Origin of the sequence: Serratia sp. CY83965, from assembly GCF_052166375.1 — a bacterium.
Taxonomy (GTDB): domain Bacteria; phylum Pseudomonadota; class Gammaproteobacteria; order Enterobacterales; family Enterobacteriaceae; genus Serratia; species Serratia marcescens.
The window spans coordinates 168,398-188,005 of sequence record NZ_JBJNOV010000019.1 but is presented as its reverse complement, the minus strand read 5'-3'; the positions used below and the strand labels follow the sequence as shown (position 1 = coordinate 188,005).

Annotated in this window: 16 protein-coding genes; 10 read left to right on the top strand and 6 right to left on the bottom strand. The window is 60.5% G+C overall.

Going from position 1 to position 19,608, the window contains the following annotated elements:
- The first annotated feature begins 487 nt into the window (after positions 1 to 487).
- Positions 488 to 979 carry an ATP-independent periplasmic protein-refolding chaperone Spy gene (spy, locus tag ACJ8PL_RS24330; protein ID WP_442531439.1) on the top strand — a complete coding sequence of 164 codons (492 nt, stop codon included), beginning with the start codon at positions 488 to 490 and terminating at the stop codon, positions 977 to 979.
- A gap of 94 nt (positions 980 to 1,073) precedes the next feature.
- Here the strand turns inward: spy and ACJ8PL_RS24325 are convergent, their stop codons facing one another.
- Complete coding sequence (locus ACJ8PL_RS24325; RefSeq protein WP_442531438.1) at positions 1,074 to 2,291, bottom strand: Tm-1-like ATP-binding domain-containing protein; 1,218 nt, start codon at positions 2,289 to 2,291, stop codon at positions 1,074 to 1,076.
- Positions 2,292 to 2,541: 250 nt separating this feature from the next.
- Between ACJ8PL_RS24325 and ACJ8PL_RS24320 the strand changes: the two genes are divergently transcribed.
- The 3 genes from ACJ8PL_RS24320 (at position 2,542) to ACJ8PL_RS24310 (ending at position 8,003) form a co-directional block, all read left to right on the top strand.
- On the top strand, positions 2,542 to 3,195 hold the full coding sequence (locus ACJ8PL_RS24320) for a TetR/AcrR family transcriptional regulator (protein WP_042706136.1): 654 nt from the start codon (positions 2,542 to 2,544) through the stop codon (positions 3,193 to 3,195).
- Positions 3,196 to 3,673: 478 nt separating this feature from the next.
- On the top strand, positions 3,674 to 6,697 hold the full coding sequence (locus tag ACJ8PL_RS24315) for an autotransporter outer membrane beta-barrel domain-containing protein (protein WP_442531437.1): 3,024 nt from the start codon (positions 3,674 to 3,676) through the stop codon (positions 6,695 to 6,697).
- Between the two features lie 454 nt (positions 6,698 to 7,151).
- Entirely contained in the window at positions 7,152 to 8,003 is an 852-nt protein-coding gene (locus ACJ8PL_RS24310; RefSeq protein WP_016930454.1) for a helix-turn-helix domain-containing protein, read from the top strand.
- Here the strand turns inward: ACJ8PL_RS24310 and ACJ8PL_RS24305 are convergent.
- The 3 genes from ACJ8PL_RS24305 to ACJ8PL_RS24295 form a co-directional block, all read right to left on the bottom strand.
- Positions 7,993 to 9,777: an ATP-binding response regulator gene (locus ACJ8PL_RS24305; protein WP_016930453.1), complete on the bottom strand. Its 1,785-nt coding sequence runs from the start codon at positions 9,775 to 9,777 to the stop codon at positions 7,993 to 7,995. The genes ACJ8PL_RS24310 and ACJ8PL_RS24305 overlap by 11 nt on opposite strands.
- On the bottom strand, positions 9,774 to 10,268 hold the full coding sequence (locus ACJ8PL_RS24300) for a molybdopterin-dependent oxidoreductase (protein ID WP_004931017.1): 495 nt from the start codon (positions 10,266 to 10,268) through the stop codon (positions 9,774 to 9,776). The genes ACJ8PL_RS24305 and ACJ8PL_RS24300 overlap by 4 nt, the downstream gene beginning before the upstream one ends.
- Before the next feature lie 161 nt (positions 10,269 to 10,429).
- Positions 10,430 to 11,779: an aminotransferase-like domain-containing protein gene (locus ACJ8PL_RS24295; RefSeq protein WP_116404077.1), complete on the bottom strand. Its 1,350-nt coding sequence runs from the start codon at positions 11,777 to 11,779 to the stop codon at positions 10,430 to 10,432.
- 139 nt (positions 11,780 to 11,918) lie between these two features.
- Here ACJ8PL_RS24295 and ACJ8PL_RS24290 point away from each other — a divergent pair, with 139 nt between their 5' ends.
- The 3 genes from ACJ8PL_RS24290 to ACJ8PL_RS24280 all read left to right on the top strand — a co-directional run bounded on the left by ACJ8PL_RS24290 (position 11,919) and on the right by ACJ8PL_RS24280 (position 14,018).
- The gene (locus ACJ8PL_RS24290) at positions 11,919 to 12,548 is read left to right on the top strand and encodes a LysE family translocator (protein ID WP_016930451.1); all 630 of its coding nucleotides are present in this window, start codon (positions 11,919 to 11,921) and stop codon (positions 12,546 to 12,548) included.
- Between the two features lie 33 nt (positions 12,549 to 12,581).
- On the top strand, positions 12,582 to 13,433 hold the full coding sequence (locus ACJ8PL_RS24285) for a PhzF family phenazine biosynthesis protein (protein WP_079450481.1): 852 nt from the start codon (positions 12,582 to 12,584) through the stop codon (positions 13,431 to 13,433).
- A 66-nt stretch (positions 13,434 to 13,499) separates the two neighbouring features.
- Positions 13,500 to 14,018, top strand: coding sequence for a DinB family protein (locus ACJ8PL_RS24280; RefSeq protein ID WP_110147503.1), 519 nt, complete (start codon positions 13,500 to 13,502; stop codon positions 14,016 to 14,018).
- Positions 14,019 to 14,096: 78 nt separating this feature from the next.
- Here ACJ8PL_RS24280 and gorA read toward each other — a convergent pair whose 3' ends face one another.
- Both gorA and ACJ8PL_RS24270 read right to left on the bottom strand, forming a co-directional pair.
- A complete protein-coding gene (gene gorA, locus ACJ8PL_RS24275; RefSeq protein WP_442531436.1) occupies positions 14,097 to 15,449 on the bottom strand; it encodes a glutathione-disulfide reductase in 1,353 nt (450 codons plus the stop codon).
- A 130-nt stretch (positions 15,450 to 15,579) separates the two neighbouring features.
- Positions 15,580 to 16,422 (bottom strand): 23S rRNA (adenine(2030)-N(6))-methyltransferase RlmJ, encoded by an 843-nt coding sequence (locus tag ACJ8PL_RS24270; RefSeq protein WP_004931012.1) that lies wholly within the window; start codon positions 16,420 to 16,422, stop codon positions 15,580 to 15,582.
- 135 nt (positions 16,423 to 16,557) lie between these two features.
- On the opposite strand from ACJ8PL_RS24270, the gene ACJ8PL_RS24265 reads away from it, so the two are divergent.
- From ACJ8PL_RS24265 to prlC, 3 genes are all read left to right on the top strand, one after another.
- Positions 16,558 to 16,962 carry an ASCH domain-containing protein gene (locus ACJ8PL_RS24265; protein ID WP_079450483.1) on the top strand — a complete coding sequence of 135 codons (405 nt, stop codon included), beginning with the start codon at positions 16,558 to 16,560 and terminating at the stop codon, positions 16,960 to 16,962.
- Positions 16,963 to 16,978: 16 nt separating this feature from the next.
- On the top strand, positions 16,979 to 17,440 hold the full coding sequence (locus ACJ8PL_RS24260) for an HIT family protein (RefSeq protein WP_049300429.1): 462 nt from the start codon (positions 16,979 to 16,981) through the stop codon (positions 17,438 to 17,440).
- A gap of 118 nt (positions 17,441 to 17,558) precedes the next feature.
- Positions 17,559 to 19,601 (top strand): oligopeptidase A, encoded by a 2,043-nt coding sequence (gene prlC / locus ACJ8PL_RS24255; RefSeq protein ID WP_016930445.1) that lies wholly within the window; start codon positions 17,559 to 17,561, stop codon positions 19,599 to 19,601.
- Positions 19,602 to 19,608: the final 7 nt, after the last annotated feature.

The following is a 19,608-nucleotide window of genomic DNA, read 5'->3' as shown; positions in this document are numbered from 1 at the left end:
GGGCAGCCTGTTGGCCCGAAAGCGATCGCCGTACGCATCTGTGCATCATATAACAGGTTTTCACAGGCGGGGCGGGTGATGGAAACTATTATATAAGCAATGATTAGTTTTGCGGTGTAAACGTCGCCCGGCGCTGCTTGTCTTAAAGTGTAGGAGAACATCGGATCGTGTGATGCTTACTGATTTCCCCTGCTATCGGAAAACGGTTGATGCAAGGTTGCCATGCAGGTGAGTAAATTATAGCGATGAGGGGAAAGCGGAAAAATAACTCCACCGGGGGGATTTTTGCCGAGAAATTAAAATTTCCATCAAATAAACGCCATCTTCATAGTTTTCTCATAATTGGTGAATAAATCCGAGACGGGTTTTAAAAAGTTTACACACCCTCGCATTACTTGAAATTTATCAGCCTATTATTATCTCCGACAACGAATGAGCCTGTTAACGTACAGCGCTCCTGATGAAGAAAATTTTTAAGGAAATGATTATGCGTAAATTGACGGCTTTATTTATTGCTTCCACGCTGGCTCTGGGTTCTGCTTCCGCGGCGTTCGCCGCCGATACGGCGACGGCTCCGGCGGCGGATGCGGCGCCGATGAAAATGATGCATCACAAGGGTGAAGGCAAAGGCGGCCCGTTCGCCGGGCTGAACCTGACCGAGCAGCAGCGCCAGCAGATGCGCGATATCATGAAAGAGTCGCACCAGAAGCGCGGGCCGGGCATGAAAGAGGAGCGCCAGGCGCTGCACAATCTGGTCGCTTCCGACAGCTTTGACGAAGCGAAGGCGAAGGCGCAAATTGACGCGATCGGTAAAGCGCAATCCGAACGCATGCTGGCACGCGCCAAAGCGGAAAATAAAATGTATAACCTGCTGACGCCCGAGCAGAAAAAACAATACAATGAGAATTATCAGAAACGCGAGCAAAAGATGATGGACCACATGAATAAAATGAAAGAACAAACCCCCGCCGGTCAGTAATATTCGCTCGCGGTAAATAATAAAGGGCCAGACTATTTGTCTGGCCCTTTTTCTATTTGGCGTTATCACCGGCAGGCTTTGCCGTGGGTGATCATCATTCTCCGCCGACAATGTGCCGAAACTGTTCGGCAACGGCCTGCGCAAAGCGCGGGTCGTTAATATGATAAGGCGTTTTTATCAACCGGCGTTTGCCGGTGGCGTGCACCGTTTCTTCCAGCGCTTGCATAAAGGCGGCCAGCGCCGCCGGATCCCAGAACGGTTGGCCGGGCGCATCCAAAGCCGATACGCCGCCCGCCGGGATAACGAAACGCACTTCGCCCGCGCAGGCGTTGATTTTTTCGCCCATCCAACGCCCCATTAACGCATTCTCTCGCGCGCTGGTGCGCACCAGCGTCACTTGCGGGTTGTGATGGTGACGAAGACGGTTGGCATAGCGAGCCGGCATCGTATTCGGCGCGCTGAAGTTGATCATGTCTATCGCGCCGCAGGAGAGCACGCACGGGATGCCGGTACGCGCGATGGCACCGAAACGATCCGCATTGCAGGGCAGCATGCCGCCAAACAGGTAATCGGCCACTTCGGTCGTGGTCAAATCGATGGCGCCGTGCAGTTGGCGGTTATCGATCAGTTTTTCCAACGATCTGCCGCCGCTGCCGGTCGCATGAAACGTCAGGCAATCCCATTGCGATCCCAGCTCGGCAACCAACGCCTGAATGCAGGGCGTGGTGACGCCAAACGTCGTCAGGCCGATCGCGGGATTGTTGTCGTGATAGTCGACGGCGGCGAAGTGCACTGCGCCGGCTATCTGGCGCGCCGCGTTGCCCAGCACCCGTCGCGAGATGCGATTCAGGCCGGCGAGATCGGTGACCGAATACAGCATGTTGATATCGCTGGCGCCGACATAGGCGGAAACGTCTCCCGCCGCCATGCTCGAGACCATCACTTTCGGCAGGCCGATCGGCAGCTGCTGCATGGCCGGCGTGATGATGGCGGTGCCGCCGGAACCGCCCAGGCCAAGCAAGGCGGCGATATCGCGGCGCGTCAGGATAAAACGTTCGAAAGCGGTCGCCATGGCGGCGATCGCCTGGCCGCGACTGGCGCAGAAGACCGCGTCGGCGCCTGCCGGATGGTGGCGTGCGACGTCCTCTGGACCGATATCGGCCGGGGAGTCAAACGGCAAGCGACGAGTGGAAAGATCGACGGTTCGCGTGGGTAAATTCAGGGCAGCGATCAGCCGCCGTACATACTCCAGCTCTTGTCCTTTCGTATCTGCTGTGGTAGCAATATAGACAAAATTTGAAGTGTCTTTCATGTATTTTCCTGGGGTGTTTATAATTTTTATTTAAAAATCATTTTATTATATTTTTATAGGGTGCCCTGGTGTTGGCGTTTAAATTAAATTGATTAATGTATTTATATAATGAGACGGCAGTATCATTTTTGCAAGGGCAGCTCAGTGCAAAATGGGACTCCTGTCTCATTTTTGAGCTTTTCAACGTGGCCGGCGCTTTGCCGGCAGCCAGTCGACAGAGGCGCATCCTCTGTTGCGCAAGCGTGTGCAGATGCATGAGGTTTATGTGCCGATAGATGCCTTTCCCACCCCGTTTGATCCTTCACTGACTTCCACCCGGGCAAAAACCTACCGTTTGTTGCTGGCCAGCGCGATGACGCTGTATGACGAAGGGGCGTTTCCTTCGATCACCGAACTGGCGGCGCATGCGCAGGTATCGCGTGCGACGGCCTACCGCTATTTTCCGACCCAGAGTGCGCTGATTAGCGCCGTGGTGGCGGAAAGCCTGGGGCCTATTCTGGAATGGCGCCCGCAAGACGATGACGCCCTGAAACGCATCCGGCAGTTGCTGACTTTCGCCTATCCTCAGATGGAGCGGCACGAGGGAGCATTGCGCGCGGCGCTGCAACTCTCTTTGCAACAGTGGGCGCACGCGACGCCGGGCGAGAAATTCGTGCGCGGCAACCGCAAGCGTCTGTTGGCGCTGGCGGTGGAACCGCTGCAGGGCAAACTGCCGCCGGACTCTCTGCAGAGAGTGATTCATGCTTTCTCGCTGATTTACGGCTCGGAGGTGTTCCTGGTGCTGAAAGATATCTGGGGGCTGGAGCTTGAGAGCATTCAGGACGTCACGCAATGGATGGCCAAAGCCATTCTGCGTCAGGCGGAAGAGGACGCGACGAACTGCAAAAAAACATCAGCAGGATAATCCAATTTTTGCCGATGACCGAGTGAAAAACCAGCATAATTCACTGAGTGAATATTGGCAAAATTTATAATTAAAAGTGATAAAAGACGCCTGTTAAGCACTTTTCAGGCGGCCGCATCCTTTATGTCTCCCTAGGTTATATTTTTATTTATCAGCAAATTATAATTTATCCCTTCACGTGTTATCGCCATTTTGATACCGGCAAACGTCATTGTCATTTCTTATCGGCACTGGCCTGATTCACCCCTGAAACATTCTCTCCTCCCGTTGAGCTGCCGGATGACACATTAAGCGCACTTGAGATTGTTGTGCTTTATTTATTTGGTGTTACCAAACTGTTACACAAAAAATCTTATAAAACATTTGCAAACAACAACGGACGGTATCTGGGATGGAGAAGAAACTTAGAGGAGTCAAATCCGCTCGGGCGGCCTTCGGCTGGCCTGAAATCGGAGTTCATCGCGCACAATGGAGCGCGATGCTGATCTGCCTGACGGCGATTGGCGGGGCGCAGGCCTCCAGCTATATAGAGAACGGCAAAGCGGGCGATCCGGCCAGCTGGCGCAGCAGTGAGTTTAATGCGGAATGGGGGCTGGGGGCGATCCACGCCGACCAGGCCTACGCCGCCGGTTATACCGGAAAAGGCATCAAACTTGGCATTTTCGATCAGCCAGTCTACGCCAAGCACCCGGAGTTCGCCGGTGAGAATAAGGTGATCAATCTGGTTACCGAAGGCATCCGCGAATATACCGACCCCTATATTCCGGTGAAAAAAGGCGACGCTTTCCGCTATGACGGCACGCCGAGCGTGGATTCCGATGGCACGCTCGGTTCGCACGGCACCCACGTGGGCGGCATCGCCGCCGGCAGCCGAGACGGCGGCGCCATGCACGGCGTGGCGTTCAACGCGCAGATCATCAGCGCGGAAAACGGCGATCCCGGCCCGGAGGACGGCATCATCCTCGGCAACGACGGCGCGGTGTACCAGGCCGGTTGGGATGCGCTGGTGGCCAGCGGCGCGCGCATCATCAACAACAGCTGGGGCATCGGCATCACCGAAAAGTTTGATGAGGGCGGTTATGACCCGGCTTATCCGCATTTCACAGTAAACGATGCGCAAAAGCAGTTCGATCAGATCAAACAGATCCTCGGCACCAAGCCCGGCGGCGCCTATCAGGGCGCGATCGACGCGGCCCGCAGCGGCGTGGTCACCATCTTCGCCGCCGGTAACGACGGCAATCTGAATAACCCCGATGCCATGGCCGGTCTGGCTTATTTTGTGCCGGACATTGCGCCGAACTGGCTCTCGGTCGCCAGCCTGCAGGATCCGACCAATACCGGCGATTACAGCATCAGCACCTTCTCTTCTCGCTGCGGTTACACCGCCAGCCTCTGCGTCTCGGCGCCGGGCACCCGGGTATACAGCTCGATAATCGAAGGCACCAGCGTGGAGAATCTGACGACCGGTTACGCCAAATACAGCGGCACTTCGATGGCGGCGCCGCACGTGGCCGGCAGCGTTGCCGTGCTGATGGAGCGTTTCCCGTATCTGAATGGCGCGCAGGTGGCGGAAGTGCTGAAAACCACCGCCACCGACATGGGCGCGCCGGGCATCGACGCGCTCTACGGCTGGGGGATGATCAACCTGGGCAAGGCCATCAACGGCCCGGGCATGTTGGTGACCGCCGAGGATATTCCCGAAGAATTCCGCATTCCGGATCCGACGGGCGTGGCCTACGGCCCGACCCAGTTTGTAGTGGATCTGCCGGGCGTCGGCGCGGTGCTGGACAAGGGCAAACCGACCGAGCGCGTCTGCAGCGATGTGTTGTGCGGCCTGGATTTCTGGAGCAACGACATCTCCGGCCATGGCGGCCTGACCAAACAGGGCATCGGCACGTTGGTGCTGACCGGTAACAACACCTATTCCGGCCCGACGCTGGTCAATCAGGGGCGGCTGGCGATCAACGGCTCGGTCACCTCGGCCGTCAGCGTGCAGAGCGGCGGCATCGTCGGCGGCAGCGGCACGGTCGGTTCGCTGACCGCCCGCCGCGGCGGCACCGTGGCGCCGGGCAACTCGATCGGCACCCTGAACGTGGCCGGCGACGTCAGCTTCGAGCCGGGTTCGCGCTATGCGGTGGAAGTGGGGTCGAACGGCCAGAGCGATCGGATCCAGAGCGGCGGAGCGGCGACGATCGGCGGCGGCGAGGTGGCGGTCACGCTGGAGAACAGCAGCAACCTGCTGACGCAAAGCGAGGTGCGCAGCCTGCTGGGCCAGCAGTACACCATCCTGAGCGCGCAGCAGGGGGTCAGCGGACAGTTTGACGCGGTGGCGCCGAACTACCTGTTCCTCGGCACCGGGCTGAGCTACCAGCCGACCGGGGTAACGCTGAGCGTCGGGCGTAACGGCACGAGCTTCGCCAGCGTGGCGCAGACGCCGAACGAACGGGCGGTGGCGGCGGCGGCGGATGCGCTGGCGGCGGGCAACCCGGTGTACGAGAGCCTGCTCAACAGCGGCACGGCGGGCGAGGCGCGGCAGGCGTTCCGTCAGCTGTCGGGGCAAATCCATGCGGACATCGCGTCGGCGCTGGTGAACGACAGCCGCTACCTGCGTGAGGCGTTGAACGGGCGTCTGCGTCAGGCGGAAGGGCTGGCGAGCTCGTCGGCCATCAAGGCGGACGAGGACGGCGCCTGGGCGCAGTTGCTGGGAGCGTGGGACCATGCGTCGGGCGACGCCAACGCCACCGGCTATCAGGCCTCGACCTACGGGGTGCTGGTGGGGCTGGACTCGGCGGCGGCGGCCGACTGGCGGCTGGGGGTGGCGACCGGCTACACCCGCACCTCGCTGCACGGCGGGTACGGGTCGAAGGCGGACAGCGACAACTACCACCTGGCGGCGTACGGCGACAAGCAGTTCGGGGCGCTGGCGCTGCGGGGCGGGGCGGGCTACACCTGGCACCGCATCGACACCAAGCGGTCGGTGAACTACGGGATGCAGTCGGACCGCGACACGGCGAAGTACAGCGCGCGCACCGAGCAGCTGTTCGCGGAAGCGGGCTACAGCGTGAAGGGCGAGTGGCTGAACCTGGAGCCGTTCGTCAACCTGGCGTACGTGAACTTCGAAAACAACGGCATCGCGGAAAGCGGCGGCGCAGCGGCGCTGCGCGGCGACAAGCAGCACACCGACGCGACGGTGTCGACGCTGGGACTGCGCGCGGACACTGAGTGGCAGGTGAGCCCGGGCACGACGGTGGCGCTGCGCAGCGAGCTGGGGTGGCAACACCAGTACGGCGGGCTGGAGCGTGGCACCGGGCTGCGGTTCAACGGCGGCAACGCGCCGTTCGTGGTGGATAGCGTGCCGGTGTCGCGCGACGGGATGGTGCTGAAGGCGGGTGCGGAAGTGGCGGTGAACGAGAACGCCTCGCTGTCGCTGGGCTACGGCGGGCTGCTGTCGCAGAACCATCAGGACAACAGCGTCAACGCCGGTTTCACCTGGCGTTTCTAAGCCAAGCGGTCATTACAGGGTCAACGGAGCCGGCATGCCGGCTCCGTTTTTATTTGCGGCTGCGGGGTGAGTCCGTATGATGGCGCGGCACCAGGGCAATAAAAAACCGGGACCCTGACGGATCCCGGCTTAAAAGTGGGTAAAACAGATTAGCGCTAAAGGCTCAAGCCCCGTTTTGCTTATGCAGTCCAAGCGATGTGAGCATCGTCTCAGTAGCGGCAACGGAACAAATTTTCCCTGGTGTTACTATGGTTATTATTAAAAATCGTGCTGGTGTTATTTTTTATAGTGTATTGCTGTATGTCTCTTTTGATACCATGTTTGACGATACAACATGGTATGTCAAGCAACGTTTTTAACGCATAATTGCATGGGATGCTAGTTTTAGGTGTGGCTTTTTCAGCAGAAATAATCAAAACGACTGATAAATCAGTAAAAAAAATCGAAGGAACAAATGGATAACAATCATCAAAAATTCGATTCACAGTCGATTGCCAATCGGGTCAGGGAGCTGTTTTTACATTACGGGATTGGAAAACGTCAGCATGCCCGCGAACTCAGCCGCATCTTGGATCTGAGTTTTTCACATGCGCACCGCAAATTGAAAGGGCAAAGCCCCTGGACGCTGGAACAGATCAACAGCGTCGCGGCCGCGTTGGGAGAAACGCCGGCGGCGATCGCCGATTTGAGCGCCGAACATGAGACGACCGAGCCAAACATGGCGCGTGATGCCATCTTTTTCGTGGCGGGGGTGGCGATGCCCTGCGTCGGGCACATTGGCGACGAACTTCCTGCCGGGCGGCCGGCGGAATTTGTGGCGCTGCGCGTGGAGGGGCAATGGCATATCTATCGCGCCGATGAGGCGCCGGCAGGCCCGCGTTACGGCGTCGAACTGATAGAAATTCGGCCCGGTTACGGCGATGACGAGCGGTTGAGTATCGCGGTATTGGACGATTCGCATCAGGCGGCCGATGAGCTGGCCAAGTACCTCGGCGGCTGCGGTTTCAACGCAGTGGCGTTTTACGATGTCGACAGCTTCTGCCAAGCGCTGCAGCAAAGCCTGTTCGACGGTTACGTGGTGGACTGGCTGATCGGTGAGGAAACGGCGGATCGCTGTATCGCCACCATCCGCGCCTCCGACAACCCGGACGCGCCGGTACTGGTGCTGACCGGCGAACTGGGCACCGACCGACGCGAGTCGGAGATCGCTCAGGCGATGCGCGAGTACGATGTGCTCGGTCCTTATGAAAAACCGGTGCGGCTCCATGTGATCGAAGCCGCACTGCAACGCTGTTTTAATCTTTAGCGGGGAACACCTCGGCCAGCGCGCTCGACAGCGCATCCAGCCGAACCGGTTTCATCAGGTAGTTATCGAACAGGGCGCGCTGATCCGCCGTCAGCTGCTCCGGCGTATAGGCGCTGATGCCGATGATTGGCACATGGCGGTTGGGGCCGCGACGATTGCGCAGCTGCCTGGCCAGGGCGGCGCCGTCGATGCCCGGCATCTGCAGATCCAGCAACAGCGCGTCGTAAGGGCGTCTGAGCAGTTTCTGCAACGCGCGCTCCGGCGAGTCGCACAGTTCGTGCTGGTAGCCCAGCTTGTCCAGCAGCGCCGCAAAGGCGTCACCCACCGACTTGTTGTCATCCACCACCAGCACCTGCTGCGGCTTTTGCTGCAGGGGGGCATTGGCGGCGGCGGGCTCGTCGGCGCGCTCTTCTTCACTGATCTGCACCGGAATGCTGACGATAAAGGTGCTGCCTTTCTTGATTTCGCTGTATACCGTGATGGTGCCGTTGAGCAGCGTCACCAGGCCGTGCACGATCGCCAGCCCCATCCCCACGCCGGCATACTGTTTGGTATGCGACTGATCCAACTGGGTAAAGGGTTTGAATATCTGATCGAGCTGGTCTTTTTCAATACCGATGCCGGTGTCGGTCACTTCGATGATCAACGAATTGCCGCCCGGCTGGCGGCGCAGGCAGCTGTGCAGCGTAATGCTGCCGCTTTCGGTGTATTTGTAGGCGTTGGTCAGCAGGTTGACGATAATCTGCCGGATGCGCAGCGGATCGGAGTGCACCAACAGGTGGCTGCACTCCACTTCGCAGCTCAGTTTGACCTGCTCTTTGCGGGTCAGGGTGGCGATTTCGTTGGCGGTTTCCGCGATCAGCTTCTGCGCGTCGAACGGCACGATGCGCAATTCCATCATGCCGCTGTCGAGGTGCGCGTAGTCGGTCAGATCCTTCATCTGGCTTTCGATTTGCTGCGCGGCGGTCTCCAGCCGCTGGAAAGTGTCCGCATGCTCCGCCGACACTCGGGTGTTCACCAGCACGTCGATGGCCGACATCACGCTCTGCAATGAGGTGCGCAGCTCGTGGCCGATGGCGCCGAGGAAGGCGTTTTTGGTGCGCGTCGCTTTCTCCGCCTCAATGGCTTTGGCCTGCTGGCGAATGGTCAGCCGCTGCTGGCGGAACACGATCAGGGTGATGGCGATCAGCGCGATCACCGAGAACATGACGATCACCAGCCCATAGAAAATAATGTGCCGTTTCTCGATGTAATCCTCATAGGCTGCGGTGCGCTGCTTCACCTCGGCGTGGTCGGTCAGGTTGGCCATTTCGATGGCGTAAGGCTTGATGGCCTTCATGGCCGCGAAAACCTGGCTGAAGTCGATTTTTGGGTTATCCAGCAGTTTATCGATGCGATCCATCTGCAGGCGCATCTGCTTGACCACTTCCGGGTAGCCCGGCTCGGCGTACAGCGGTTGCGTGGATTCGGAGACGGTTTCCAGCACGTAAAAGCGCGAATAGAGGATTTCGAACCGCAGCCGCAGATTGTCGCTGTCCACCTGCGCGGCATGGCTTTGCTGCTCGACCAGCGTGTCGAACTCCGCCAGCTTGATGGAGAACTTGGCGATAGACCAGGAGTAATTCTCCTGCGTGCCGGCGATGGCATACAGCCCTTTTTTCGACAGGGTGGCGCTGTAGTAATAGAGCGTGACGGTCGAAGCCACTAAAAACAGCGCGGCAAAGATGGCCGGGATCGCCAGCCTGCTGCCGTTCTTAAAGGTCGTCAGCTTCATTTGATCACGATCCTGTCGACTTGCCAGATAAAGCGTGAATTGTACAACGGCGAGTTCAGTTCAGGCCCGGCGGCGTCGCGCGGGTAAACCAGGAACAGCGGGCCGAAGTTTCTGAGCTTCAGCATTTCCCCGTCCATCCTGTAGGCCAGGATCATGTTGTATTTCTTGACGTCGGACAGCGGCACGTCGATGTAATAATCGTTCAGCGCGTAGAAAGTCAGCGTCTCGCCCTTGGCGCCGACGCGCTCCAGGATATCGGCCACCGAAATCCCTTCAAATTTTCTCTGCGGCGTCCAGGAAGTGGAGGTGGTGATGCTGCGCACCGGCATCGCCAACAGCTGCTTATCGGTGAACAGATAGCTTTTTTTGACCGGGTCGGTCACGTTGTCGATCTTGCCCGCCACTTCCAGGGTAAAGCTGAGCGCGCTGCTCTGGGCGATAATCAGGGCCACGCAGGCCATCGCAAGGGTTTTGCATAGTTTGAACAGCATCGGTGTTCTCCAGAGGCGCGGGGAGGTTGTATCAGTCCCGCTAATTTATCAGGCAGAATAATGGCAGAAAAAGCAGGCGGGTGCGAAGGGAATAGTAAACCGCACAAAAAGAACAGCCCTGAGCCGGTCGGCCCGTGCGCGTAACCTTTCTCTTCCGTTTGTCAGCCGTTCCGATGCTCTTTCAACAGCTGTGCCAGCTGCGTCAGGCCTGCCGTTAGCTCGTCCGGCGAGGGGGAACCCAGGCACAGGCGAATGCCCGTCGCACGTTCGTCGCGGGCCACCATCACGGTGTCCGGCGGCGTCACCTTTACGTTGACCAATGCGGCGGCGGCGGCCACAGACTCGGCGGTTTCGCGCGGCATCGGCAGCCAGACATGATAAGCGTCGGGATGCGATACGCAGTCGTCGGCATCAAATATCGAGGTGGCCAGATGCACTCTTCGCTGAGCCTCATGGCGCAACGCTTGCGGTATCGTCTCGATTGCGCCGCTGGACAGCCACTCCTCCACCACCGCGCAAGACAGTGGCGAAGGCGCGAAAGGAATATCTTGCAAGGCTTCTTCCGCCGCAGTTTGCATGCCGGGCGGCAGAGTCAGCATGCCGATCCGCAACCCCGGGCCGAGCGTTTTCGACAGGCCATTGACATGGAACGCCCGCTCGGGCGCCAAAGCCGCGAGCGCAGGCGCCGCAGAGTGACCCAGCGCGTAGACGCCATCCTCGATGATCCAGACATTCGCCTGCCGACATATCTCGACGATAGCCTGCCTGCGCTCGGCGCTCATGGTGGCGGTCGTCGGGTTATGCAGCGTCGGCGTCAGATAGACCGCGGTATGGCCGGAGGAGACTCGCTCGAGCGCGCTCGCCAGCGCCTGCGGCACCATGCCTTGCGCATCGATCTCCACGCCGATCAGGCGATGGCCTTTACGTCGGGCCAGCGCGATCGCGCCGGGGTAGGTGAGTCTCTCCGTCAGTATCGTGCCGCGTGACCCGCAGGCCAGGTCAAACGCCAGCGAAATCGCCTGACGGGCATTGCTGGTCAGCGCCAGGTGCGACGGATCGATCGTGACGCCGACGTTTTCCAGCCAGCGGGCCAACAAACGCCGGTGCTCCAGATGCCCGGTCGGAGGGGAATAGAAGTTCAGATGGTCCGCATCCATTTTCCGCGCAATGCCGGCCAGCGTGCGCGCCAGCAAACGATCGGTAAGCATCGCCGGCGGCGCATTGGATGAAAGATCGATTTCGCGTTTTTCACGGGCGCGGCGAATCGCCACGAACATCCCGCGGCCTTTCACGCTGCGAACCAGCCCGCGTCGTTCCAGGATGGCGTAGGCTTTGGTCACCGTGCCCAGACCGATCGCCAATTGCCAGGCGAGGGGACGGTGAGCCGGCAAACGATCGCCCCCTTGCAGCTTGCCCTCGATAATGTCGTCAGCCAACGCCAGCACCAGCCGTTCGACGGTAGTGGCTTCCACGTTGGCCAGGCGGGGTTGCCAGGGGGATTGAAGCCGCATGGTCGCTCTCCGGAGAAAGAATATAGTGTCACGTGACACTATTTAAATAGGCGAAAAGTGTAACACATACTATGTTGGTGAGGAGTCCCGGCGTTTTCAACAACGGCTCGGCCGTAAGGCGGGTCAGCGGAGTTTTTCCATGATGGTCAGTCAGCTTGCGTTGGTTTACGGCGCCTATCTCCTCGCAACCGCCAGCCCCGGCCCTAGCAACATGGCGATCATGGGCGTGGCGATGCGTGACGGCCGCAGGCCCGCATTGGTGCTGGCCGCCGGCGTGATGACCGGATCGCTGTGCTGGGCGATGTTGGCCGCGACCGGCCTTTCCGCCGTGTTGGCCACGTATGCGCAGGCGCTGTGGACCATCAAGATCGTTGGCGGCGTGTATATGCTGTATCTGGCGCTGCGCGCCGGAAAGTCCGCGTTACGCACGTCCGCCGCGACGTCGGGCATGGCCGCGGAGCGCGATGCGCGGCCTTATCGGGCGCTTTATCGGCAGGGCGTGCTGATGCATCTCGGCAATCCCAAGGCCATCATGTCCTGGATGGCGATCATGTCGCTGGGATTGCGGCAAGGCGCGCCTGAGCAGGTTTTACCGGCAATTATTGGCGGTTGCGCGCTGCTCGGCGTGACGATTTTCGGGGGGTATGCCCTGTTGTTCTCAACGGCGCCGATGATCGCGTTTTACACCCGGGTGAGGCGCTGGATTGAAGGAACGCTTGCGCTGCTGTTCGCTTTGGCGGGCCTGGAGCTGTTGATATCGCGGGGGTAATGAACGCCCGGCGTTAACCTGAGGAGAGAAGCGATGGTTTTTGGCATGCAGATGGTGGATGTCTTTGGCGCCGGGCCGCTCGCCGGCAATCCGTTGGCGGTGATCACGGGTGCCGAAACGTTGTCGACGGAGGACATGCAGCGTTTGACGCGTTGGTTCAACCTGTCGGAGACGGCCTTTTTGCTGCCGCCGACGCACCCCCAGGCGGATTACCGGGTGCGGATATTCACGCTGGATCGTGAAATGCCGTTTGCCGGGCACCCGACGCTCGGCAGTTGTCATGCCTGGCTCACTGCGGAGGGTATGCCGCGCAATGATGCGGAGATCATCCAGGAGTGCGGGGCGGGCTTGGTGAGCATTCGCCGCGAGGCCGGAAGGCTGTGTTTTGCCGCGCCGCCGTTGATTCGCTCCGGGGCGCCTTCAGAAGCGGCGTTGGCCGACGCGCTGCGGTTTTTGGGGATCGCGCCTGAGGAGGCGCTCGATGCCGCCTGGATCGATAACGGTCCGGGGTGGCTGGGGATCCGGCTGGCCAGCGCCGAACGGGTGCTTTCCCTGACGCCGGCGAGAAGCTGGCCGCGCAGGGTCGACATTGGCGTCGTCGGTCCACATGCCGATGGTGACGCAGCCTTCGAAGTTCGCGCCTTTTTGAGCGATCATCTTGGCGCTATCGTCGAAGATCCGGTCACCGGCAGCCTCAATGCCTCCCTGGCCCAGTGGTTGTTCGCAAGCGGCGTGGTCAGCGGCGGCTATATCGCCGCTCAGGGGCGCTGCCGTGGGCGCAACGGACGCGTGCATGTCACCCGCGACGCGAGCGGCCGGATTTGGGTGGGCGGCGATACGCGCACTCAGGTCGAAGGGCGGCTGCAAGGGATTGGCACGGCGTAGAACGCGCCGCCGCACCGCGTGCGGCTGAGCTGAATATCGATTTTCATCCGATAAGGAGTGAGCAGTATGTCTGCAACGGCCATCGATACCTTGAAAATGCTGGTGCGTTACAAAGCCTGGGCGAACGCCTTGACCTTTGACTGTGTGGCGGCCTTGCCGGAAGGCGAAGCGCTGCGGCCGCGCCCGACCCGTTTCGGCAATATGGTGCATACCTTGAATCATGTGTATGTGGTGGACGATATCTTCAGGCACCATCTGCAAGGCCGCAAGCATGGCTACCTCGCGCGCAACACCGAGCAAACGCCTGCGCTTGACGACTTGCGGTGCGCGGTGGAGGAAATGGATCGCTGGTATATCGAACAGGTGGACAGCTGGTCGCCGGAGGCGCTGGCGCAGGTGGTGCATTTCGCGTTCGTCGGCGGGGGGGAAGGCCGCATGACGCGGCAGGAAATCGTGCTGCATGTCGTCAACCACGCTACCTATCATCGCGGTTTTGTCGGCGATATGCTCTATCAGGTGCCCTTTGCTTCACCGGCGAACGATTTGCCGGTGTTTCTTCGCGATCATTACCGCCGGGCGCCGTGAGGCGAGCGAGATAAATAAAAAAAGCCAGACGCTTTCGCGCCTGGCCTGTTACGCGCCGGAACCCGGCGAGGTTGCGCCTCAGCGCATGGTGACGAACTCTTCCGCCGCGGTCGGGTGGATCGCCACGGTGTTGTCGAAGTCCTTCTTGGTGGCGCCCATCTTCACCGCCACCGCGAAGCCCTGCAGGATTTCATCCATGCCGAAGCCGATGCCGTGCAGGCCGACGATCTTCTCTTCTTTACCTGCGCACACCAGCTTCATGCGGCACGGCTGACGGTGCTGCGTCACGGCGCTGTACATGGCGGTGAAGGAGGATTTGTACACCTTCACGTTGTCCGCGCCGAACTTCTCGATGGCTTCCGGCTCGGTCAGACCGACGGTGCCGATCGGCGGGTGGCTGAACACCACGGTGGCGATGTTGCTGTAATCCAGGTGTTCGTCCGGCTTGTTGTTGAACAGGCGCTCGGACAGGCGGCGGCCGGCGGCCACGGCGACCGGGGTCAGCTCTACCGCGCCGGTGTTGTCGCCCACCGCATAGATGCCTTTGACGTTGGTGTTCTGGAACTTATCGACGTCGATGTAGCCTTGTTCGTTGGTTTTCACCCCGGTGACGCCGAGGTTCAGGTTGTCGGTCGCCGGTTCGCGGCCGATGGCCCAAATCAGGCAGTCGACGGTGAATGCCTTGCCGTTTTCCAGCTGCAGCGTCAGGCTGCCGTCGGCGTTCTTGACGATCGCTTTCGGCACGGATTCGGTGTGCAGGCTTGGTCCTTCGGTGTTCATCACTTCCACCAGGGTGTCGACGATCATCGGATCGAAGGTGCGCAGCGGCGCGTGCTTGCGCACGAACAGATGCGTTTCCGCGCCCAGCGCGTTCAGCACGCCGGCGATCTCTACGGCGATATAGCCGGCGCCGACGACGGCGACGCGTTTCGGCATGGCGTCCAGCTCAAAGAAGCCGTCGGAGTCGATGCCGTATTCCGCGCCCGGAATATCCGGATGGCTCGGGCGGCCGCCGGTGGCGATCAGGATGTGGTCGGCGGTGATGGTTTCGCCGTTCACTTCCACGGTGTGCGCATCCACGAAGCGCGCGAAGCCTTTGATCACGTCGACCTTGTTCTTGCCCAGCACGTTGTCGTAGGAATTGTGGATGCGGTCGATATAGGCGGTGCGGTTGGCGACCAGCTTTTTCCAGTCGAAGGCGTTGACGGTGGTGTCGAAGCCGTAGTCCGGGCCGTACTGATGGATGGCCTCGGCGATCTGCGCCGCGTGCCACATGACTTTTTTCGGTACACAACCCACGTTTACACAGGTGCCGCCCAGCTCTTTGGCTTCAATCAGCGCACACTTTTGGCCGTACATGGCTGCCCGGTTGATCGATGCGATACCGCCGCTGCCGCCGCCAATTGCTAGATAATCGTAATGTTTCGTCATCTGGGATTTCCATGAGTTGTGAATTTGAAGAGGGTAAGAGTTTAACGCCTGACCGGGGTTTGTCGCAAAGATTGCGTCGATGGCTGCGATAGGTGGACGCAGGGCGCGGCGAACCGCGCCCTGCCGGGGATTATTCCGGTACCACCCAGTTCACCAGATGGTGGCCGATGCCCGACGGCACCAGCACCTTGTGCAGCCACGGCAGCACGTTTTTCATCTGCTGCTCCAGCTTCCACGGCGGGTTGATGACGATCATGCCGGAGGCGGTCATGCCGCGCTGATCGCTGTCGGGTTTCACCGCCAGTTCGATCTGCAGAATGCGGCGAATGCCGGTGGCTTCCAGATCGCGCAGCATGCGTTTGATCTGCTGGCGCATCACCACCGGGTACCACAGCGCGTAAGTACCGGTGGCGAAACGCTTGTAGCCTTCCTGAATGCCTTTGACCACGTCCTGGTAATCGGTCTTCATTTCATACGGCGGGTCCATCAGGATCAGGCCGCGGCGCGACAGGGGCGGCAGCTGGGATTTCAGCTGCTGATAGCCGTCGGCGCGCTGCACTTTGGCGCGTTCGTCTTTCTGGAACTCGCTGCGCAGCAGCGGGTAGTCGCTCGGGTGCAGCTCGGTCAGGTGAATTTTGTCCTGCGGGCGCAGCAGCTGGCGGGCGATCAGCGGCGAGCCGGGATAGTAGCGCAGCGTGCCGGAACGGTTGAAGTTGTGTACCACGCTCATGTAGGCCGCCAGCTCTTCCGGCAGATCGTCGCGCTGCCACAGCAAGCCGATGCCTTCCAGGTATTCGCCGGTGCGCTCGGCGTGTTCGCCGCTGAGCTGATAACGGCCCGCGCCCGAGTGGGTATCCAGATACAGGAACGGCTTCTCTTTTTCCTTCAGCGACTCGATGATCAGGCTCTGAACGGTGTGCTTGAGCACGTCGGCGTGGTTGCCGGCGTGGAAACTGTGGCGATAACTTAACATGACGGGTGGCGGTTCCTTGTGCTCCGCAGACGGAGCATTCAATGCAATAAGGCTTATAATCTGCACAGTATAAACTGTCTGGCCGGGAAAAACCGGACTCCGTTGCCGCAGACGTTAACAGAAAGGGACAGGACGATGAGCAAACAGGCGATTTTGGCGAATTACCCCGACGCGACGCGCTGGGCGTTCGGCGACGGCCCCGCGTTAGCCGACGAGCTGCTGGGATTGGTGCTGAGCGGGGATAAAACCGCCACCTGCAGTTCCTATGCGAGCTATCGTCGGGAACAAACCCCGCGGATCGGCGATTACAGCATCGTTCTCGATGGCCGCGGCGAACCGGCCTGCGTGATCAGAACCCTGGCGCTGCGCCTGGTGCGCTACGATCGGGTGACCGCCGAGATGGCGGCCAAAGAGGGTGAAGGCGACAAAAGCCTGGCGTTTTGGCGCCAGGGGCATCAGGCGTTCTTCACCCGCGAGGGCACCTTTGCGCCGGACATGTGGCTGGTGTTCGAAGAGTTCGAATGGGTTGAAACGCTGTGAATCACAAGGAGAAAAGATGAGCTGCATTTTTTGCGACATCGTGGCGGGCAAGGCGCCGTGCCATAAAATCTGGGAAGACGACGACCATTTGGCGTTCCTGTCCATCTTTCCCAACACCGACGGTTTCAGCGTGGTGATCCCCAAGGCGCACCACCCGAGCTACGCGTTTGATCTGCCGGACGAGGTGCTGAGCGCGTTGATGCTGGCGACCAAGCGGGTGGCGCGGCAGCTGGATCGCGCGTTCGAGGATGTCGGCCGCTGCGGCATGGTGTTCGAGGGCTACGGCGTCGACCACGTGCACGCCAAATTGATCCCGCTGCACGGCACCGCGTCGCTGGAACAGTGGCGGCCGATCGAAGCGACCTCGCCGAAGTTTTTCACGCGTTACGAGGGCTATATCTCCTCCCACGATGCGGCGCGCGCCGACGACGAACAGCTGGCGGCGCTGGCTGCCCGCATCCGCCAAAGCGCCATTTAAGGCACGAACGATCAACGCCGGGCATTGATTTTCCTGCTGCCTGGCTCCATGTTAGAGATTCATACGCATTTTAAGGCTCGCCCGTGCGGCGGGCCCCAACGCTAATCAGGACTGCCCTATGACAAATCCGTTGCTGACCCCGTTTTCCCTGCCGCCTTTCTCGGCGATCCGCCCTGAAGATATCGTGCCAGCGGTGCAATCCGCGCTGGCGGACTGCCGCGCTGCGGTAGAGCGCGTGGTCGCGCAGCCGGGCCCGTTCACCTGGGACAATCTGTGTCAGCCGTTGGCGGAGTCGGACGATCGCCTGTCGCGCATCTGGTCGCCGATCGGGCACCTGAACTCGGTGAAAAACAGCCCGGAGCTGCGCGCCGCCTATGAGCAAGCGCTGCCGCTGCTGTCCGAGTACGGCACCTGGGTCGGCCAGCACGAAGGGTTGTATCAGGCCTACCGCAGCCTGAAAGAGGGCGCGGCTTTCGAGGCGCTGAGCGTGCCGCAGCGCAAGGCGGTGGACAACGCGCTGCGCGACTTCGAACTGTCGGGCATCGGCCTGTCGGCGGACAAACAGCAGCGCTATGGCGAGATCGTTGCGCGCCTGTCCGAACTGGGCTCCACCTACAGCAACAACGTGCTCGACGCCACCATGGGCTGGAGCAAACTGATTACCGACGAAGCCGAGCTGAGCGGCCTGCCGGAAAGCGCCCTGGCGCAGGCGCAGGCGATGGCGCAGGCTAAAGAGCAGGACGGCTGGCTGCTGACGCTGGACATGCCGAGCTACCTGCCGGTGCTGACCTACGCCGACAACCGCGCGTTGCGTGAAGAGATGTACCGCGCCTTCGCCACCCGCGCCTCCGATCAGGGGCCGAACGCCGGCAAATGGGACAACAGCGAAGTGATGGCGGAAACGCTGGCGCTGCGCCACGAGCTGGCTCAGCTGCTGGGCTTCGCCACCTACGCCGACAAGTCGCTGGCGACCAAAATGGCGGAAAGCCCGGAGCAGGTGATCGGCTTCCTGAGCGATCTGGCCAAACGCGCCCGCCCGCAGGCCGAGCAAGAGCTGGCGCAGCTGCGCGCCTTCGCCAAACAGCACTATGGCGTGGACGAGCTCGACGCCTGGGACATCACCTACTACGGCGAAAAACAGAAGCAGCACCTGTTCTCCATCAGCGACGAGCAGCTGCGCCCGTACTTCCCTGAGCAGCGGGTGGTGGAAGGGCTGTTCGAAGTGGTGAAACGCATTTACGGCATCACCGCCAAAGAGCGTAAAGACGTGGAAACCTGGCATCCGGACGTGCGCTTCTTCGATCTGTTCGACGCCGACGGCGAGCTGCGCGGCAGCTTCTACCTCGATCTGTACGCCCGCGAGAACAAACGCGGCGGCGCTTGGATGGACGACTGCGTCGGCAGCCTGCGCAAGGCCGACGGCACGCTGCAAAAACCGGTCGCTTACCTGACCTGCAATTTCAACCGTCCGCTGGGCGACCAGCCGGCGCTGTTCACCCATAACGAAGTGACCACGCTGTTCCACGAATTCGGCCACGGTCTGCACCACATGCTGACGCAGATCGATACCGCCGGCGTCTCCGGCATCAACGGGGTGCCGTGGGATGCGGTCGAACTGCCGAGCCAGTTTATGGAAAACTGGTGCTGGGAGCCGGAAGCGCTGGCGTTTATCTCCGGCCACTACCAGAGCGGCGAGCCGCTGCCGAAGGCCATGCTAGACAAGCTGCTGGCGGCCAAGAATTACCAGGCGGCGCTGTTCATTCTGCGCCAGCTGGAGTTCGGTCTGTTCGATTTCCGCATGCACTTCGAATACAGCCCGGAGAAAGGCGCGCAAATCCTGCCGACGCTGGCGGAAGTCAAGAAAATGGTGGCGGTGGTGCCTTCGCCGAGCTGGGGTCGCTTCCCGCACGCCTTCAGCCACATCTTCGCCGGCGGCTACGCGGCGGGTTACTACAGCTACCTGTGGGCGGAAGTGCTGTCGGCCGACGCCTACTCGCGCTTCGAAGAGGAGGGGATTTTCAACGCCGAAACCGGCAAATCCTTCCTCGACAACATCCTGTCGCGCGGCGGGTCGGAAGAGCCGATGGCGCTGTTCAAACGCTTCCGTGGCCGCGAGCCGCAGCTGGATGCTATGCTGCGCCATTACGGCATTAAAGGATAACCCGACA